The following is an 18,204-nucleotide window of genomic DNA, read 5'->3' as shown; positions in this document are numbered from 1 at the left end:
ATGCTATCTTGTATTATAATAGATGATGAACAGCACGCCATAGACCTATTGAAAAGTTACATTGAAAAAGTATCTTTCCTGGAACTAAAGGGCACCTACAACAATCCGCTGAATGCTATAACAGCAACGGATGTAGACATTATTTTCATTGACATGCACATGCCGCAGCTTTCCGGCATGGACTTCATTAAGCTCATGAAAGGCAAGGCCAGGATCATCATCACCTCCGCCTTTAAAGAGTATGCGCTGGAAAGTTTTGAGTACGAAGTGCTGGATTATTTGTTGAAACCAATTTCGTTCGACCGTTTTCTGAAAGCCGTACAAAAAGCCATGAACCAGCTTACCTTTGCAGAAGAGGACAATCAAACCAAACAAACAAAGAATTACATTGTTGTTAAAACAGATGCCAAGAATAAGCTGCAAAAGATAGAGCTGGATGAGATCGTGTACATAGAAGGCATGAAGAACTATGTAACCATTCACAAAGAGCAGCAGCAGGTAATGACCCTGCTGAACATGAAAGACCTGGACAATGATCTGCCTAAAGATCAGTTCATCCGCGTACATAAATCCTACATCATATCTATTGATAAAATAAAAATTATTGAGGGAAACCAGATATTTCTGAAGAATGTAAAAGAGAGCATACCATTAAGCGAAACCTACCGGCAGGCATTTTTTGACCTGCTGAAACAAACGATCATAGGAAATAAGAAGCCTATTTAATCAAAACCATAGTGTATGGGGCTGTCCTTTTTTCCGGCACTGTTATGCAGGTGTCCTGCTAAACCATTTGAGGATACTGCCATAACGCCGGACATAACCACTTTATTGAACGACGCTGCTTTTATGGAAGCCATTCACCTGGCCTCCCCTGTATTGTACGAGCAATGCCGCAGGTACCAGGCAGGCGGAACAGATGTTTCCAAAAAACAGAAGCTGCAGAACAGCCTAACCAAGTATTATAACCGTATGCGCAGCAGGCCCACGCCATTTGGCCTGTTCTCCGGCTGCACCACCCTGCAGTGGGGCGCTGATACACGTATTACTTTAGACAGCAGTAAATGGCAGCGGCACATCCGCTTTGATGTGGATTTTTTGTGTGCGCTTGTACAGGAGCTGCAGCAGCACAAAGCCATCCGCCACCAGTTGCATTACCGCTTTAATACCTCTGTATATAAAGTAGGCAATGAATACCGGTATTATGAATACCAGCTGGAAAACAACCAGCGCAAATACCAGGTGAGCGCCGTGGCTGCCACCCCGCTGCTGATGCACTTAGCCGCGTTGTGCGGGAAAAAGGAAACTGCTTTTTATATGCTGCGCGATCATATTATTGCGCGGGAACAGGTGCCCGCAGCAGAAGCGGAGCAATACCTGGAAGCGCTGATACAATCACAGCTGCTGGAAAGCAACCTGCACTTCCAGGTAACGGGTGTAGATTATTTAGACCGCATCATCCGCATACTGGAACCTATACACGCAGCTAACCAGGATGCCCTGACCGGCCATTACTTACAGCAATTGTTACAGCTGCAGCAACAGCTGCGGGAAGCGCCTGCTGCCGGTTATTTGCCCGCTGCGCTGGAAGCCATAGGCAGCCAGTTGAACGCCGCGGGCCTTAGCTTCCAGGAGAACCGGCTGTTCCAGCTGGATGGTACGGTAGGCTGCAGGGAGCAAACCGTGGAGCAGCAGCTGCAGGAAGATATTATTGCAGCGCTGGAAGTGTTGCAGGTACTCTGTGCCGGGCAAACAGACAGCCCCTGGCTGCAGCAGCTGAAAGCTGTTTTTGCCAGCCGCTATGATACTGAACCCGTGCCCCTTACGCATATCATCGATCCTGACACCGGCATTATTACCAACGGGGGCGGCGGCATTGAGCTGGATGGGCAACCCCTGCAGGGCTTTGCCAGCGCCACCACTAACAATCCCGCGCAGGACACGCCTGACCGGCAAAAGGTGCAAACACTGATCACGGAAAAATTATTACTGGCGTTTAAACATGACGACTACACAGTAACTTTTACAGATGCGGAGATCAATGGGCTGCGTAAAAAAATTACGCCCCTGCCCTTGCCCGATACTTTTTCCGTGATGTTCAGCTTTGTGAATGATGGCAATACTATCTTAATGGAAAATGCGGGCGGCGCCAGCGGCAGTGCGCTGATAGGGCGTTTTGGACATACGGATGCCACCATCCGCGCACTGCTGCAATCCATACATGCTTTTGAGCAGGGCCGCCACCCGGGCAGCATATTAAGCTCCGTAGTGCATTTACCGGAAGACAGGACCGGGAATATTTTACAGCACCCTGCCGTGCGTTGCCTGGAAATACCTTACCTGGCACACTCCTCCCTGCCACCGGAAAGACAGCTGTCTGTAGCAGATCTGTACATAACCCTGCAAAACCAGGAGCTGATCCTGTACTCGCCCCAGCATAAAAAAAATGTGCTGCCGCGTATAGACAATGCGCATAACTATGTATTTAATACCCTGCCGCTGTACCGCCTGCTGGGCGAGCTGCAGGGCCAGGGCAAACAAACGGCGCTCAGCTTTTCATGGAATATAACGTTACCGGGCATACATTTTTTCCCGCGCGTGCAGTACCGTGAGGTGATCCTTTGCCCGGCGCAGTGGCATTTACCCTTAAAACATTATAAAGACCTGCTGCAGCCCGGTGGTGCAGCCGCCTTTTACCTGTTTGCCAGCAAATGGAAGCTGCCACCCTTTTTTGTACTGGCCAATGGCGACCAGGCCTTGCTGGTAGACCAGGAAGATATGGCCAGCGTACAGGCTTTCATCAGCGCTGTTAAAGACCAGCAACAAATAGTGCTGAAAGAATTTTTATATGCCTCCGGCACCGTAAAGGATGAGCACAACAAACCTTACACCCACCAGATCATTGCAGTGGTAAAAAATGAAACGCCTGCCAATGATCCTGTGCTGCAAACACCTGTTACCCTGCCGGAGCGGCATTTTGCCGTAGGGTCGGAATGGTTATATTTTAAGCTGTATTGCAGCACGCATTACGCCAATGAGCTGCTGCAGCATACCATTGCCGCAGCAGCAGAGCTGTTCCTGCTGCATGGCCTGGCAGACCGCTGGTTCTTTATCCGCTACCAGGACCCCGAACCGCACCTGCGCGTACGTTTTCACCTCACCAATGTTATACACACCGGCGCAGTGATCCATCACCTGCAAACCACGCTGCAGCATGCCATACAAAGCCATTTTGTGTGGAAAGTACAAACAGATACCTATTGCCGGGAGCTGGAACGTTATGGCGCAGCAGATATTACTGCCGTTGAGCAGCTTTTTTATGCAGACAGCACTGATGTGCTGCAGCTGCTGCAACAGCACACAGATGATGCACAAACTCCTTCCCTGCTGTTCAGCGCCCTGCAGTATGCGGATGACCTGCTGACCTTATTCCATTTTACCCTGCCGCAAAAGCTGGCTTTTGTAACGCACTACCAGGATGCTTTTGAACGGGAGTTTAACCCCGGCAAGGAAGAAAAGGAAATTTACAACCAGTACTACCGGCAGCATACAGCTGAAATACAGCAGCTGCTGCAAAATACGCGTCCCCAGCCTGGCTGGGCTCACTTGCTGCCGCCATTGCTGGAAAAGCGTAACAGCACAGCACTGCAACAGCTGGCCGGCGATCTGCTGCACATGCACATTAACCGCCTTTTCCATATGGCGCAGCGCCGTTATGAAATGATCATTTACAGCGTGCTGTATAAACATTACCGTTCCATGGTAGCAAGGCAGGGCAGCGTTTAAAAGTGGTTTTATTATATTGTGCAATAAACCCTTTCACGCATGACCACGGATCTGATACAGGTATTAATTGCACTACTGGCAGGCATTGGCGTTATTATACTGCTTACGGCCAAATACCGCGTACATGCCCTGTTTGCACTATTCCTGGCCTGTTTTGTAACCGGCCTGATAGTACAATTATCTGTAGCAGATATTATTACCGCCATGAAAGATGGTTTTGGCAACATCATGAAATCCCTGGGTTTTATTATAGTGCTGGGTACCACGCTGGGCGTGCTGCTGGAACATACCGGCAGCACCCGGGTAATGGCAGCGTTTATATTAAAGATCGTGGGAGAACGGTATGCTGCTGTAGCTATGAGCCTTACAGGGTTTATTGTTGGCCTGCCTATTTTCTGCGATTCCGGTTATATTGTATTAAGCGGGTTAAACCAATCCCTGGCAAAACGTACAGGCATTTCCGTGGTTATTATGTCCGTATCCCTGGCTACAGGTTTATATGCAGTGCATTGCCTGATACCGCCCCACCCCGGCGCTACTGCGGCAGCAGGCGCCATAGGCGCTGATTTTGGAAAATTAATGCTGATGGGCATTGGCGTGGCTATTCCGGCAGCCATTGCAGGCAGCTGGTGGGCGCATTATGCAGGTAAAAAAATCCCCGTGGTGCAGCAAACGGAAACATCCGAAGCTGCTAACAGTCCTGCACCGCCGGTATGGCTGGCCTTTTTGCCGGTGGTAGTACCCATTTTGCTGATTGCTATAGGTGCCTTTACCAATATTGAAAAAACCACTAATGGTACATTACGTTTCTTTCATACCCTGGGCGATCCTGTGCTGGCTTTGTCCGTAGGTGTGCTGCTGGCCTTTGCAGGCGGCAGGGGCTGGAACAAAACCACTACCGGTAAGCTGCTGGGAGAAGCTGCAGAAAAAGCAGGTGGTATTTTAGTGATCATTGGTGCAGGCGGCGCTTTCGGAGCTGTGCTGGCTGCCGCAAAGATCGGGGAGCATGTAAGCGCAGCCGTGCCCCTGGGCAGCTTTGGCATCGTGTTCCCGTTCCTGTTAGCTGCTTTACTGAAAACAGCGCAGGGCTCATCTACCGTAGCTATTATTACCGCCGCTTCTATTGTGCAGCCGTTATTACCAGCGTTAGGATTAGAGAGCGATATGGGCCGCATTTTGTGCATACTGGCCCTGGGCGGCGGTTCTATGACGCTTTCCCATGCCAATGACGCCTACTTTTGGGTGATCTCCAAATTCTCCGGCCTGGAAATGAGAACCATGTTAAAGGTATATTCCATTGCCACCTTGTGGATGGGGTTAGTAACCTTGCTGGTGGTGTATTTGCTTTCCCTGTTCTTGTTATAACTTATAGATCACGCCATCTTTCATTACGAACTTTACCTGTTCCAGGGCTTTAATATCAGCTAGCGGGTTGCCGCTTACAGCAATCAGATCTGCCAGCATACCTTTACGGATACTGCCTAATTTAGCGCCCCAGCCAATTATTTCCGCATTACCGCTGGTAGCAGCCTGCAGCACGGCTTCCGCAGGCATGCCGTATTCCACCATCTTTTCAAGCTCCAGGTAATTCTTACCGTGTGTAAACACGCCTACATCGCCACCGGCACAAATGGTAACACCCGCCTGTAAGGCCGCTTTAAAACTTTTATGTTTCTGCACCACACGTTCCGGATCCACATCAATACCCGGGCGCCAGCCTTTGTACATAGCGCCTGCTTCTACCGCCATAATGGTGGGGCACAGCGCCACGCCTTTTTCTTTCATCAGGCGAAAGATCTCCGGTGTGCCCAGATCCCCATGCTCAATAGTATGTACGCCTGCCAGTATGGCCCTGCGCATACCTTCTGCCGTACCGGCATGGGCTACCACATAACGCCCGCTGGATGCAGCTGTTTCTACCGCTGCCTGTAATTCTTCTATGCTAAAAGTGGGTGCCGGCTGCTCATCCTGGCCCCAGCGGTAATCTGCATACACCTTAACCACATCTGCACCCCGGCCTATTTGTGTGCGTACTTCTTTGATCATGCCTTCCTTACCATCTGTTTCTGCTGCGCCTTTGGGCAGCTCCAGGTCGGCCATTTCGTTCTTAACTCCGTAGCTGCCTGTTGCCACAATAGCCCGCGTGGCAATCAGCAAGCGCGGGCCAGGTATCACCCCTTTGGTTATACTTTGTTTAAGGCCCACATCATCATACCCGGCGCCTTCTGTGCCCAGGTCGCGGGCCGTGGTAAAACCGGCCATGAGGGTGGCCTTTGCATGTTCTGCTGCCCGTATAGCCCTTTCTGCCCGGGATTCTGTAAGCAGCTGCTCTTTCCAGCTAACCTCGTTATACGGATGCAGGAACATATGCGTATGCCCCTCTATTAACCCCGGCAGCAAGGTTTGCTGCGGCAGGGCAATGCTGCGTACCTGCGCCGGTACTGTAAAAGAACCGGCCGGGCCGGCGGCTGCAATGGTATTTCCTTTTACCAGCACCTGCCAGCCTTTTTGCAGGGTGTGGCCGTCAAATACCTGCATGGGCTGCAAGAGTATGCAGGCGGTATCCACAGGCTGCTGAGCCATCAGCTGGCCGCAACAAAAGCATAACATGAAACAAATAAGGCGCATAAAAAGCATTGTTATTACAAGATAACAACTTTGAGGGGCGGTGAAACCCATAATATTTTTCTACTTTTAAAATATAATTGCCGGTTAATCCGTCATGCCTAAGTACTCTCATCCAAATCACTATGAAAAAAGCCAACGGAACTGCTACACCTGCCGGAAACAAACCTCCCAAAATAGCTGCCCTTATTAAACCTTACCGGGGAATGGTGCTGTTGCTGGTATTGCTGGCGCTTTTCAGTAATGGGTTAAACCTGGTCATTCCCCGCATTATTGCCTACGGGATTGACTCTTTTGGCAAAGGGCAGCTGGTATATAAACCTATCATTATTTACTTTGCCAGCGCCAGCATACTCATTTTCATTTTTACGTACCTGCAGAACATTGTTCAAACCTATGCTTCTGAGCGGGTGGCCCGCGACCTGCGTACCCGGCTGGCTTTAAAAGTATCAGGACAGAGTTACGCACAGATCCAGGAAAGCAACCCGGCCAAGCTGCTCACGAACTTCACAGCGGATATTGATACGGTAAAACTGTTCATTTCACAGGCCGTGTCCTCTATTGCATCTTCTGTGGTTATTATCATAGGCGCCGCTATATTATTGATGGAGATCAACTGGAAGCTGGCGCTGGCCGTGCTTATGATCATCCCAATGATCACGATAACTTTTGTAATGGTGTTTGGCAGAATGAGGGCGCTGTTCCTGAAAGTAAGGGCTACCACCGACTGGTTGAATAAAGTGATCACGGAAAGTATATTGGGCTCTGCCCTTATCCGGGTGCTGAATGCGCAGCTGCTGGAATACGATAAATTCTATACCGCCAATACAGATGCCAAGAACATTGGCCTGGACATTATGCGGCTGTATGCCCTGCTGATACCAGTGATCTCTTTTATTGCCGGTATAGCTATTGTAACCATCCTGGCGCTGGGCGGGCATTTTGTAATTAGTGGCGGCATGACCTTAGGCGACCTGGCAGCCTTTAACAGCTATCTTGCCATCCTCATTTTCCCCATTGTGCTGATCGGTATAATGAGTAACGTGATCGCACAATCTACGGCTGCCTACCAGCGTGTGCAAATGGTGTTATCCATGCGGGATGCCGTGGAAACCGGTACTGTAACGGAAGCTATCCGTGGCGATATTACCGTACAAAACCTGCACCTGCAGTATGAAGGCAAACCGGTATTAAAGGATATTTCCTTTTCCGTAAAAGCCGGTACAAAAACAGCCATCATTGGCCCAACAGCCGCGGGTAAAACACAGCTGTTATACCTGCTCACCAATCTTGGCAAACCGGATAGCGGTGCTATTTTTTATGATGGGCATGAGCTGAGCACCTATAACCGCGATTCCCTGCACAAACAAATAGGCATGGTATTCCAGGACAGCATTATTTTCAATATCAGCCTGCGGGAGAACATTGCGTTCAATGACAGCGTAACGGCAGATGCTATGGAACGCGCTATTACCACTGCTGCCCTGAAAGACTTTACCGATGCGCTGCCGCAGCAGCTGGAAACCATGGTATCTGAACGCGGCACCAGCCTTTCCGGCGGACAAAAACAACGTATTATGCTGGCACGTGCGCTGGCTATTGATCCGAAAATTTTATTGCTGGATGATTTTACCGCGCGGGTGGACAGCAGCACGGAACAGCAGATCCTGCAAAACCTGTCCTTGTATTACCCGGACCTTACCCTGGTATCCGTAACGCAAAAGATTGCCTCCATTGAGCATTATGACCAGATCATATTACTGATGGAAGGCGAGATTGTGGCTTCCGGCACCCACGAAACACTGATGCAAAGCTGTCCGGAATATGTACAGATCTATCAATCACAACGCAGCACCAATCACTATGAATTACAATCTAAATAGCACTGCTGATCCGGCACAGAAAACCAGCACCTTTTCGGCGCTGAAAAAGTTATTCCGGTTCCTGGCAGCGGAGCAGAAAACCCTGTTGCTGGCTTTTTTTACTATTATCGTCAGCTCAGGGTTAAACCTTACAGGCCCTATCATTATCGGTTATACGATCGATCATTTTATACAAAATCATCAATACAGCAATGTGCTGCTCTTTTGCGGATTGTTGTTACTGGTATATACCGCAGCCTTTGTAGCCAACTACCTGCAGGCCCGCCTGATGGGCGGTATAGGCCAGCGTATGCTGTTTAACCTGCGGAATGCGGTGTTTGCCAAGCTGCAGGAACTGCCTGTAGCTTTCTTTAACCAGAACAAAACCGGCGATCTTATTTCCCGTATCAATAATGATACGGATAAGGTGAACCAGTTCTTTTCGCAGTACCTGCTGCAGTTTGTGAGCAATATATTCCTGATGACGGGTTCCGGTATTTTCCTGGTGTCTATTCATCCGCGTTTGGGAGGGGCCGCGCTGGTACCGGCTGTTTCCCTGCTGGTATTCACCCGGTTGATCTCGCCCTGGGTGCGCCGGAAAAATGCAGCCAACATGAAAAGCACCGGCAGCATGAGCGCAGAGATCCAGGAAAGTCTGAACAATTTTAAAGTGATCATAGCCTTTAACCGGCGGGATTATTTCCGGAAACGTTTTGATGAAGTGAATAAGCAAAACTACGGTACTGCTATTGGTGCAGGCATGGCCAACAACGTATTTATGCCGGTGTTTGGCTTATGCGCGCAGCTGGCACAGCTAACCGTGCTTACCTACGGTATTTACCTGGTAGCCACGGGGCAGTTCACTATTGGAATGCTCATCAGCTTCTTTGCGTATGTGACCAGCTTTTATAATCCTATACGCCAGCTTTCCGTGCTGTGGGCCAACTTCCAGGTAGCGCTGGCCGGGTGGGACCGCATCTCACAGATCCTTACCCTGCAGTCTGACCTGCCTTTGCTGGCCACTGCAGCGGAAAGTAACAACACGGCCGTTATGGAGTTCAGGAACGTGCAGTTCCGCTATCCTGATAGCCCACCTGTACTGCATAATGTAAGCTTTACCATGGAACAGGGTAAAACCTATGCCCTGGTAGGACCTACCGGCGGTGGTAAAACCACTACGGCCTCCTTAATAGCACGCCTGTATGATCCCACGGAAGGACAGGTATTCCTGAATGGTAAGGATATCCGCACTTATGAAGCAGCTACCCGCAGCAGCAAGATCGGGTTTATACTGCAGGAGCCTTTCCTGTTCAGCGGCACACTGCGCGATAACATTTTGTTTGGCAATGCGGAATATGTGGGCATGACAAACGAGCAATTGAGCGAGGTAATGAAAGAAGCGCACCTGGAAAGCCTGCTGGCGCGTTTTGAGCAGGGGCTTGACACTAAAATACTGACCAGCGGAGATGCAGTAAGCCTGGGACAAAAACAGCTGATAGCTTTTATCCGCGCCGTACTGCGCAAACCGGAGCTTTTAATATTAGATGAAGCCACCGCTAACATTGATACCATTACCGAACAGCTGCTGGAAAAGATCTTACAACAGCTGCCGGCTACTACTACCCGCGTGATCATTGCACACCGGCTGAACACCATTGAAAATGCAGATGAGATCTTTTTTGTGAATGCAGGTGAAGTGATCCGTGCCGGCTCACTGGAACATGCAGTGAATATGCTGCTGCATGAAAAGAGGGCCAGCTGATGGAGGTAAAAACCGTACATAAAACCATGCATATGACAGCTCAGCAGGCGCCTTACCGGCTTTTAGACCCATTCATCGGTACCTGGAAAACAACCGGCTTAATTCCAGCTACTGCAAATAATCCGGCTGTTCCCATTAACGGCACTGATACGTATGAATGGCAGTCTGATGGTTATTTCATATTACATACCGTAAATGTGCAAATGGGTGAAGCAAAGAATGAATCCATTGAAGTAATAGGTTATGATGCAGCTACCAACCGTTATCCCATGTGGAGCTTTAGCAATAAAGGAGAAATGGAATTAATGCATGCCAGCTTTGATAAAGACAAATGGACGTTCCTGGGTAAAAGCCTGCGCTTTACGGGCGGTTTTAGTGAGGAAGGGAAAGTGTTATCGGGCATTTGGGAACAAACTGCCGATGGCCGGAACTGGCAGTTTTTGATGAATATTAAGCTGCATAAAATAGGCAGGTGACCAGGCCGTTCTTATATGTTATTACCACACGGGGCCATACCGTTATATACTAGCTAATTTATTTTTTGGGGTTAACTTTGTGATGGAAAAAGTAAAAACGGTGAAATGATTGACCCAGAGCAAGCACATTATTTTTCATCTAATGCGGATCTTGATAGTATTTACCCGGAGCGTATCCGGCAATTATCCAAACGCCACTGGACCCCGCTGGGCGTAGCCAAAAAAGCAGCGCAATTCCTGGCAGCCAAACCAGGTGATAAGATCCTGGACATTGGCAGCGGCGTGGGCAAGTTTTGCCTGGTGGGTGGCCATTTTTGCCGGGAACAGCATTTTTACGGGATAGAACAACGCCAGGAGCTGATCGAGCATGCGCAAGCAGCGCAGGCACTAACCGGTGTGGAGAATGTAACTTTTATACATGGAGATTTTACCCGTTTGGATGTAACTCCGTATAATCACTTTTATTTTTACAATGCTTTTTATGAGCACCTGGTTGAATCTGATGACCGGATAGATGATGAAGTAGATTATTCTGAAGGGATGTATAACTTTAATGCCCGTGCCTTGTACCAGGCGCTGGATAGCAAACCGGTGGGCACACGGGTGGTAACGTTTCATAGCCTGCTGGATGAAATGCCGCAAGGTTACCAGCTGGCGTATAGTTCATTGGGGATGTTGCTGAAGGGATGGATAAAGGTGTGAGGGGATACCACCAAATAAAAAACACCATTTTAAGGCCTTATCACCTTATATTTATCCCATCAAAAAACCGTCACCATGTCTACCATAACCATCCGCCTCCTTCGCCATGCTACCCTCCTCCTCACCATCAATGATCAACGCATACTCGTAGATCCCATGCTCAGCAAAAAGTCCGCTATGGACCCTGTACCCATGGCCGCTAACGAAGACCGCATACCCTTGGTAGACCTCCCTGTTTCCGATACTGAATTAGCCACCTTACTAAATGATATAGACGCTGTTATTGTTACGCATACCCATCGTGATCACTGGGATCATGCTGCACAGGAAAAGATCGCAAAAGACAAGATCATCTTTTGCCAGCCTATTGATGAAGCATTAATGCAGTCGCAGGGATTTACCCGTGTACAGCCCATTGAAAGTAATTTCATCTGGAACGATATTTCCATTCACCGCACCAATGGGCAGCACGGCACCGGCGAGATCGGGCAGAAAATGGGAACCGTTTCAGGATTTGTGCTTACTTACGGCGAACAGCGTTTATATATTACCGGGGATACCATCTGGTGCAGTGATGTTGAAGATGCCATTACCACCCACCTGCCTACCCACATTATTGTAAACGGCGGCGGGGCACAGTTTGTACAGGGCGATCCCATTACCATGACCATCAACGATGTGCTGGCAGTAGCGCAATTTACAGAAGCGCCCATACAGGTAGTACACCTGGAAACGGTGAACCATTGCTACCAGAGAAGACCTGATTTTAAAGCCGCTATTGAAGCCAACAACCTGCAGGCACAGATCAGTGTGCCGGATGATGGTGCATCATGGAGTTTATAATATCTGCTTTTACGGATTCCGGTTCTATCACTTCCAATTTGCCGTTCACAGGCTGCTGCCCCGTACCAGCAGCTGCCCCTTATGGGCGGATATTTCGTATACATCATGCTGCTGCGGAGCAGGGATCACCTGCAGCTGAATGTGCTGCGCCCTGCTGCCGATGAGCCGCTCCATTACCCCACGGGAAATGCTGATAATACTATCTGCAGGTGCCGCACATGCCGGCGCTGTGTAAACAGCCCCTGCAATAACAATATTTATTACCAGGAATAACCGGTAATACAGGTTCCGCATAAACATGGAATGGGTTAATTATCAACGATCTAATCAAGATACGCCATTTAATTATTTTTTCCTTTTTCCTACTGACATAATGCTGTCACAACCCGGTAGTTACTTTGTATCAGCAAGCAAATAATAACAGATATGACCAGCAACATGCAAATGAATATTTACCAGCAATGGCCCGAAATGCCGGCAGCACCACAGTCATTGTGTGGCGCTGCCGGATTGCCGCGGGAATGGGCGGTAGATGCTTATCCTGCTGAAGTGGATGAGGAAAGGGATCCCGCAGACCGGTTCTCGCAGGATGAGCTGGTGGAGATTATTGCACAATATCTTTTTTAACTATGACCTGCCTGGCCAAATGAGCTGGCAGGTACCTTAAATAAAAACAGGTGTTTAAACCGTGGGTTTAAACACCTGCTTCTTTTGTAACCATTAACCCTAGTACACAGATCATCACACAGCGCAGTCAACAGTCTTTATATATTTAAGCTTCCGGAGATATACGCTGCATTGGCTTTATGCTTTCTCCTTTCTGCTCTAAGCCTGCAAATATTTCTTCAGTTCCGCAGCCGCATGCTCAAACAGGGAGCGTACAGTAGGCAGCTCTGCCAGGGGATTCAGCAGGCCAAAGTCGTGGATCATACCATTATAACGTACTGTAGTCACCTTTACGCCGGCTTCGTCCAGCTTGCGGCCGTATGCTTCACCTTCATCGCGCAGAATATCGTTTTCCGCTACCTGTATCAATGCCGGGGGCAAACCTTTCAGGTTTTCTACGGGATTGCGCAGAATGGCCAGGTGCGGCTGTTTACGCTCATCCGCATCTGTAGTGTACTGGTCAAACATCCATTTCATTAAAGAAGCGCTCAGGAAGCGGTCTTCACCATATTTCTGATAAGATTCCGTTTCAAAGTTGGTATCTGTTACAGGCCACATCAGGATCTGCAATTTAATATCCGGGCCGCCTTTTTCTTTAGCCATCAAAGCCGTTACACCGGTCATGTTACCGCCTACGCTATTACCTACTACTGCCAGTCTTTTACCATCTACATTAATTTCACTGCCATGTTCCGCCACCCATTTGGTAGCAGCATAAATTTCGTTAATAGCTTGCGGGTATTGGGCTTCGGGAGAAGGGGTATAGTTCACAAACACCGCAGCTGCGCCGGAAAGCACTACCAGGTCGCGCACCATCCGTTTATGAGTGGGGTAATCGCCCAGGATCCAGCCACCGCCGTGGATGAAAATAAATACCGGCAGGGTTTCAGTTGCACCTTCGGGGCGCACAATATTCAGCTTCACCGTGTAACCATCTGCGTTAATAGTTTTTTCTGACTCTTCAATGCCTGACAGGTCTACTTGTACAGAGTTTTGCACCGTTACCAGTACATTACGGGCATCTTCCTTGGAAAGGCTTTCTACCGGGGCGCCACCGGAGTTTAATACTTTTAATACGGCTTTGGTACCGCTGTCAAGATGAGGATCTGTTGCATAGTTGGCTACGGCGCTGTTCTTTTCTACGATGATTGTGTTACTCATGATGCTGGACTTTTTAAAGATGATGGATTTGGGATTCATTGAAGGGGATATCTGATACCACACGCTTACAGATTCACGGGGCCTTTATAAAGATACCAGAATATCCCGGTCAATTATATATAGAGCCGTTATTGTTATAAAATTATTTTAGGCTTTTGCATGTAAAGCAGGGGCTGCCGGAAAGTCAATGGGGATCTCTGTTACGCCATAGAGCAGGTTAGTGATGGTTTTATCGCCTACCACCAGGATGGTATCTACCAGGTTTTCTTCAGTATAACCAGCGGCAAAAAAGTTGTCAACCACTTCAGCATCGGCCTTGCCGCGTTTTTCAGTCAGGTTCTTGGCCAGCTTCACCAGGGCATCCAGCTTACTGTCAAAAGGCGCTTCACCGCTGCGGATCTCCAGGATCTGCTCATCCGTAAAACCGTTCAGCTTACCGATCATAGTATGTGCGCTTAAACAATAGTCACAGCTGTTCACTTCACTTACCACCAGGTTAACGGCTTCTTTTTCTTTGGCTTTTAAAGAGCTTTTTGCGCCATTCAACGCCAGGTAAGCAGCCAGTCCATTTTCAGAATAGGCCATGGTGGCGTATAAGTTGGGCACTTTACCTAAACCTTTGGCTAATTTATCAAACAGCTGCTGGTTAGCGGGAGATACATTTTCTTTGGCGGGAACTTTGAACGTTTTCATTTTTTTATCGTTTTAATTTTTCATTGTCGTTGTTGACGATGTAAAATTGCTACGATTTTAGTCCTTTTAAAATGGACACTCTTCCCGAAGATTTGCCGATTTTTCCCTAGGCCCTGTTTTGTAATGATCTTTTGAAGTCAGAGGGACTAAGTTCTGTCTGATTCTTAAAGAACCGGCTAAAGTGCCCGGCATCCTCAAAACCCAGCTCCAGCGCTATTTCCTTGGCCGATCTTTCTGTATAGTAAAACAGGCGTTTGGCTTCCTGGATAATCCTTTCCTGGATGATCTGCAAGGGTGACCGCTGGTTATACAGGGCAAACAAGTTGGAAAGTGTTTTGGGCGATTTGTTGAGCGCATTGGCATAGAACTGCACCTGGTGCTGCTGTTTATAATGCTCTTCCACCATCAGGGTAAAGTGGCGGATAATATCCAGCTTGTTCTTGTTGATCTTCTCCGGGTCTATATATTGTTTTTTGGCCAGGCGGGTTATTTTAATGATCAGCCTTACCAGCAGGGTACGGAGCATGGTGGCCTGGATCTCATCCTCATCCGCCAGCTCGTCTTTAAATACCTCCAGCAGGGCCTGTATCTTATGCTGCTCTGCATCATCTATATGAATGAACATGGGCTCCGATGCGCCAAAGATGAAACCTATACAGCTAACTTCCTTGTCGTGGTCAATAATACAGTAAAAGTCGCGGTTAAACTGCCAGCCGGTAATATCCTCCGGCCTTTCAAACCGGAACGACTGGTTAATGACCAGCGGCAGAATGGCATTGGCCGGGAAGGTATAGCTGATCTCATCTATCACCACCTGCTGCGCCGGGCCCCGGTTCCAGGCAATGGTCAAGTATTTTGTTTTGCTGTCGCGCGAAAAAAAGTACCGGTCAAATTGCGGTTCATTGATCACTAATAGCAGCTCTCCGCCAACAGCGGGGTCTTTGAATATCATCTTCATCTGTCTGTCCTGTATTACTGCTGCAAAAATCGGATTTACCGGCGGTATTTCATCCCCCCGGTAAATTATAAAATACAGGACCGGACGCTTATATTTGGAAGATAAGCTAATCCACGTATGATCTTACGCACGTTCACGCAGGCAGCCCTATCAGTGCTGATGCTGGCGGCCTGCCGGCAACCTTCTGCCCACCACGATTACAGCGGCTGGCGCAGCTATGCCGGTTCCAAAGACGGGATCCGTTATTCATCCAATGACCAGATCAATACCGGGAATGCAGCCAAACTGCAGGTAGCCTGGACCTACAGCTCCCACGATAAAGACCCGGACAATCATTCCCAGAACCAGTGTAATCCCATTATAATAGATGACGTGCTGTATGGCACTTCTCCGCGCCTGAAGCTGCTGGCGCTGGATGCAGCCACCGGCACTCCTAAATGGATATTTGACCCCGCCAGCCTGGAAGACACTGCCAATGCCGATCCAATGGCTTTCTTTAAAGTAAGCCGCGGTGTTATGTACTGGCAAAGTGAGGACGGGAAAGATAAACGCATTCTTTACAGTGTGGGTGAAAAGGTATATGCTATTGATGCTGCTACCGGTAAACATATCAGCAGCTTTGGCGAAAAAGGGTATGTGGATCTTTCCAAAGACCTGGACCGTGACACCGCCAGCTATAATCCCTTTATTGCAGCTACCACACCAGGTATCATCTACAAAAACTTAATGATCATTGGCATGCGGGTAGCAGAATCTGCGGATGCAGCACCCGGCCATATCCGCGCCTATGATGTGCTTACCGGCAAGCGGGCCTGGATCTTCCATACTGTTCCCCAACCCGGCGAAAAAGGTTATGATACCTGGGACGATAAGGATGCCTGGAAAAAGTTCGGCGGCGCCAATAGCTGGGCCGGTATGTCGTTAGATGAAAAAACGGGCGTGCTGTATGTGCCTACCGGGTCTATCGGGGGCGATTTTTATGGCGGCATCCGCAAAGGAGCTAACCTGTATGGTAATTCACTGATAGCGCTGGATGCGGCTACAGGCAAATACAGCTGGCATTACCAGTTTGTGCATCACGACCTTTGGGACCGTGACCTGGCAGCCAATCCCAACCTGGTAACCATTACCCATAATGGTAAAAAGATCGATGCCGTAGCGCAGGTCACCAAACACGGGTACATCTTTTTATTTGACCGCAGCAACGGGCAGCCCGTATTTCCCATCAATGAAACGCCGGTACCAGCCTCTGACCTGCCGGGAGAAGTGGTGTGGCCCACACAGCCCATCCCTACCCTGCCGGAACCTTTTGCCCGCCAGCATTTTGACTCTGCCGATGTATTTGGCCTTACACATGAATCATATGAATTACTGATGGAAAAGTTCCGCCAGGTGAAATACAATACCATGTTCACACCACCCAGCAAAGCAGGGGTATGGATCTTCCCGGGTTTTGACGGTGGCGGCGAATGGGGCGGCGCAGCCGTGGACCCGGAAACCGGTATTTTGTATGTGAACAGCAGCGAGCTGCCCTGGTCATTAACCATGATAGATATGCCGGCTAAAACGGCAGATGTTTCTCCCAAAAACCTGGGCAAAGCCGTGTATGGCAAATACTGCGTGGCCTGCCATGGGCCGGAGCTGAAAGGCAATGGCAGCTCCTATCCTTCCCTGGTAGATATTGGTAAAAAATATTCCGCTGCACAGGTACAGGAAATTATTACGCATGGCAAGAACATGATGCCCGCCTTTAAAATGGAAACCGGCGAAAAACAGGCGCTGCTGGCCTTTTTACTACACCTGCAGGAAAAACAGCCTGCCATACCGGCCACTAAAAAAGAGATGCCCAAAGAGCCGGGTAGCACAGACAGCATGCGTATGAAAAAAAACATCCTGGATGAAGTACCCTATACCATGACGGGGTATAACCGTTTCCTGGATGCAGCTGGTTACCCCGGCATTAAGCCGCCCTGGGGCACCCTGAACGCCGTAGACCTGAACAGCGGTAAGCTGTTATGGAAAGTTCCCTTAGGTGAATATGCGGAGCTCACAAAAAAAGGTATTCCTATAACCGGTACTGAAAATTATGGCGGGCCTTTGGTTACTAAAGGCGGGGTAATATTTATTGCAGCTACTAAAGATGAAAAGATCCGCGCATTTGATAAAGCTACCGGTAAAGTATTGTGGGAAGCGCCTTTGCCCGCTGCAGGTTATGCAACTCCGGCTACTTATATGGCGAATGGTAAGCAGTATGTGGTAATTGCATGCGGCGGTGGTAAAATAGGGAGTAAATCTGGGGATACGTATGTAGCTTTTGCCCTGCCGGAGTGATCACTCCCGTCCAAAAGCCGCTCTCAGCTCATCTTTTGCTTTTTCCAGTACATTCTTTTGCCGCTTCGGCAAATTCTTTCCCGCCCGGTTAATATAAAAGGTCAACATAGACATGGCAGACCTGTACGGGCTGGATTTACGCCGGTGGCTTTTATTGGCGGATGATTTCAGGGATTGCGCAATCTCCTTCGGATCATGTGATTCAAAAATGTTCTTCTTCAGATCAAGCGCATCACTGTTCTCTGTTACTTCAGCAGACCATTTCCGGGTAGTTTTATGTGGCGTTGCTTTTTTATGTGTAGCAGGCATATAACAATTTTTTTGATGATCATACCCAAA

16 protein-coding genes are annotated in these 18,204 nt (G+C 48.8%); 10 read left to right on the top strand and 6 right to left on the bottom strand.

The features are described from left to right. The 3 genes from KVT36_RS26725 to KVT36_RS26715 are packed head-to-tail and all read left to right on the top strand — an operon-like array spanning window position 1 to window position 5,151. Window positions 1-726, top strand: coding sequence for a LytTR family DNA-binding domain-containing protein (locus KVT36_RS26725; protein ID WP_217606505.1), 726 nt, complete (start codon window positions 1-3; stop codon window positions 724-726). 15 nt (window positions 727-741) lie between these two features. After that, window positions 742-3,786, top strand: a complete 3,045-nt coding sequence (locus KVT36_RS26720; RefSeq protein ID WP_217606504.1) for a lantibiotic dehydratase — start codon at window positions 742-744, stop codon at window positions 3,784-3,786. 39 nt (window positions 3,787-3,825) lie between these two features. Then, a complete protein-coding gene (locus KVT36_RS26715) occupies window positions 3,826-5,151 on the top strand; it encodes a GntP family permease (protein WP_217606503.1) in 1,326 nt (441 codons plus the stop codon). Here KVT36_RS26715 and KVT36_RS26710 read toward each other — a convergent pair. Further along, complete coding sequence (locus tag KVT36_RS26710; protein WP_254640220.1) at window positions 5,146-6,414, bottom strand: amidohydrolase family protein; 1,269 nt, start codon at window positions 6,412-6,414, stop codon at window positions 5,146-5,148. The two genes, KVT36_RS26715 and KVT36_RS26710, sit on opposite strands and share 6 nt — an antisense overlap. Window positions 6,415-6,536: 122 nt before the next feature. On the opposite strand from KVT36_RS26710, the gene KVT36_RS26705 reads away from it, so the two are divergent. The 5 genes from KVT36_RS26705 to KVT36_RS26685 all read left to right on the top strand — a co-directional run bounded on the left by KVT36_RS26705 (window position 6,537) and on the right by KVT36_RS26685 (window position 12,056). After that, the gene (locus KVT36_RS26705) at window positions 6,537-8,294 is read left to right on the top strand and encodes an ABC transporter ATP-binding protein (protein ID WP_217606501.1); all 1,758 of its coding nucleotides are present in this window, start codon (window positions 6,537-6,539) and stop codon (window positions 8,292-8,294) included. Beyond that, window positions 8,275-10,035, top strand: a complete 1,761-nt coding sequence (locus KVT36_RS26700) for an ABC transporter ATP-binding protein (protein WP_217606500.1) — start codon at window positions 8,275-8,277, stop codon at window positions 10,033-10,035. The genes KVT36_RS26705 and KVT36_RS26700 overlap by 20 nt, the downstream gene beginning before the upstream one ends. A 32-nt stretch (window positions 10,036-10,067) precedes the next feature. Next, complete coding sequence (locus tag KVT36_RS26695; protein WP_217606499.1) at window positions 10,068-10,511, top strand: DUF1579 family protein; 444 nt, start codon at window positions 10,068-10,070, stop codon at window positions 10,509-10,511. 105 nt (window positions 10,512-10,616) lie between these two features. After that, the gene (locus KVT36_RS26690; protein WP_217606498.1) at window positions 10,617-11,213 is read left to right on the top strand and encodes a class I SAM-dependent methyltransferase; all 597 of its coding nucleotides are present in this window, start codon (window positions 10,617-10,619) and stop codon (window positions 11,211-11,213) included. Between the two features lie 75 nt (window positions 11,214-11,288). Further along, on the top strand, window positions 11,289-12,056 hold the full coding sequence (locus tag KVT36_RS26685; RefSeq protein WP_217606497.1) for an MBL fold metallo-hydrolase: 768 nt from the start codon (window positions 11,289-11,291) through the stop codon (window positions 12,054-12,056). Between the two features lie 45 nt (window positions 12,057-12,101). On the opposite strand, the gene KVT36_RS26680 is transcribed toward KVT36_RS26685, so the two are convergent. After that, window positions 12,102-12,350, bottom strand: a complete 249-nt coding sequence (locus KVT36_RS26680; protein WP_217606496.1) for an alpha-N-acetylglucosaminidase N-terminal domain-containing protein — start codon at window positions 12,348-12,350, stop codon at window positions 12,102-12,104. A 132-nt stretch (window positions 12,351-12,482) separates the two neighbouring features. On the opposite strand from KVT36_RS26680, the gene KVT36_RS26675 reads away from it, so the two are divergent. Next, window positions 12,483-12,683: a hypothetical protein gene (locus tag KVT36_RS26675; protein ID WP_217606495.1), complete on the top strand. Its 201-nt coding sequence runs from the start codon at window positions 12,483-12,485 to the stop codon at window positions 12,681-12,683. A gap of 198 nt (window positions 12,684-12,881) precedes the next feature. On the opposite strand, the gene KVT36_RS26670 is transcribed toward KVT36_RS26675, so the two are convergent. From KVT36_RS26670 to KVT36_RS26660, 3 genes are all read right to left on the bottom strand, one after another. After that, window positions 12,882-13,883, bottom strand: a complete 1,002-nt coding sequence (locus KVT36_RS26670) for an alpha/beta hydrolase (protein WP_254640219.1) — start codon at window positions 13,881-13,883, stop codon at window positions 12,882-12,884. A 147-nt stretch (window positions 13,884-14,030) separates the two neighbouring features. Continuing rightward, window positions 14,031-14,576, bottom strand: coding sequence for a carboxymuconolactone decarboxylase family protein (locus KVT36_RS26665; RefSeq protein ID WP_217606493.1), 546 nt, complete (start codon window positions 14,574-14,576; stop codon window positions 14,031-14,033). 106 nt (window positions 14,577-14,682) lie between these two features. Beyond that, entirely contained in the window at window positions 14,683-15,534 is an 852-nt protein-coding gene (locus tag KVT36_RS26660; protein ID WP_217606492.1) for an AraC family transcriptional regulator, read from the bottom strand. A 117-nt stretch (window positions 15,535-15,651) separates the two neighbouring features. Here KVT36_RS26660 and KVT36_RS26655 point away from each other — a divergent pair, with 117 nt between their 5' ends. Continuing rightward, a complete protein-coding gene (locus KVT36_RS26655) occupies window positions 15,652-17,865 on the top strand; it encodes a PQQ-binding-like beta-propeller repeat protein (RefSeq protein ID WP_254640218.1) in 2,214 nt (737 codons plus the stop codon). On the opposite strand, the gene KVT36_RS26650 is transcribed toward KVT36_RS26655, so the two are convergent. Further along, window positions 17,866-18,174 (bottom strand): DUF3175 domain-containing protein, encoded by a 309-nt coding sequence (locus KVT36_RS26650; protein WP_217606491.1) that lies wholly within the window; start codon window positions 18,172-18,174, stop codon window positions 17,866-17,868. Between the last annotated feature and the right edge of the window lie 30 nt (window positions 18,175-18,204).

Origin of the sequence: Chitinophaga sp. GbtcB8 (genome assembly GCF_019091455.1) — a bacterium.
In the GTDB taxonomy this organism is placed as follows: domain Bacteria; phylum Bacteroidota; class Bacteroidia; order Chitinophagales; family Chitinophagaceae; genus Chitinophaga.
This window is presented reverse-complemented; position numbering and strand designations above follow the sequence as displayed.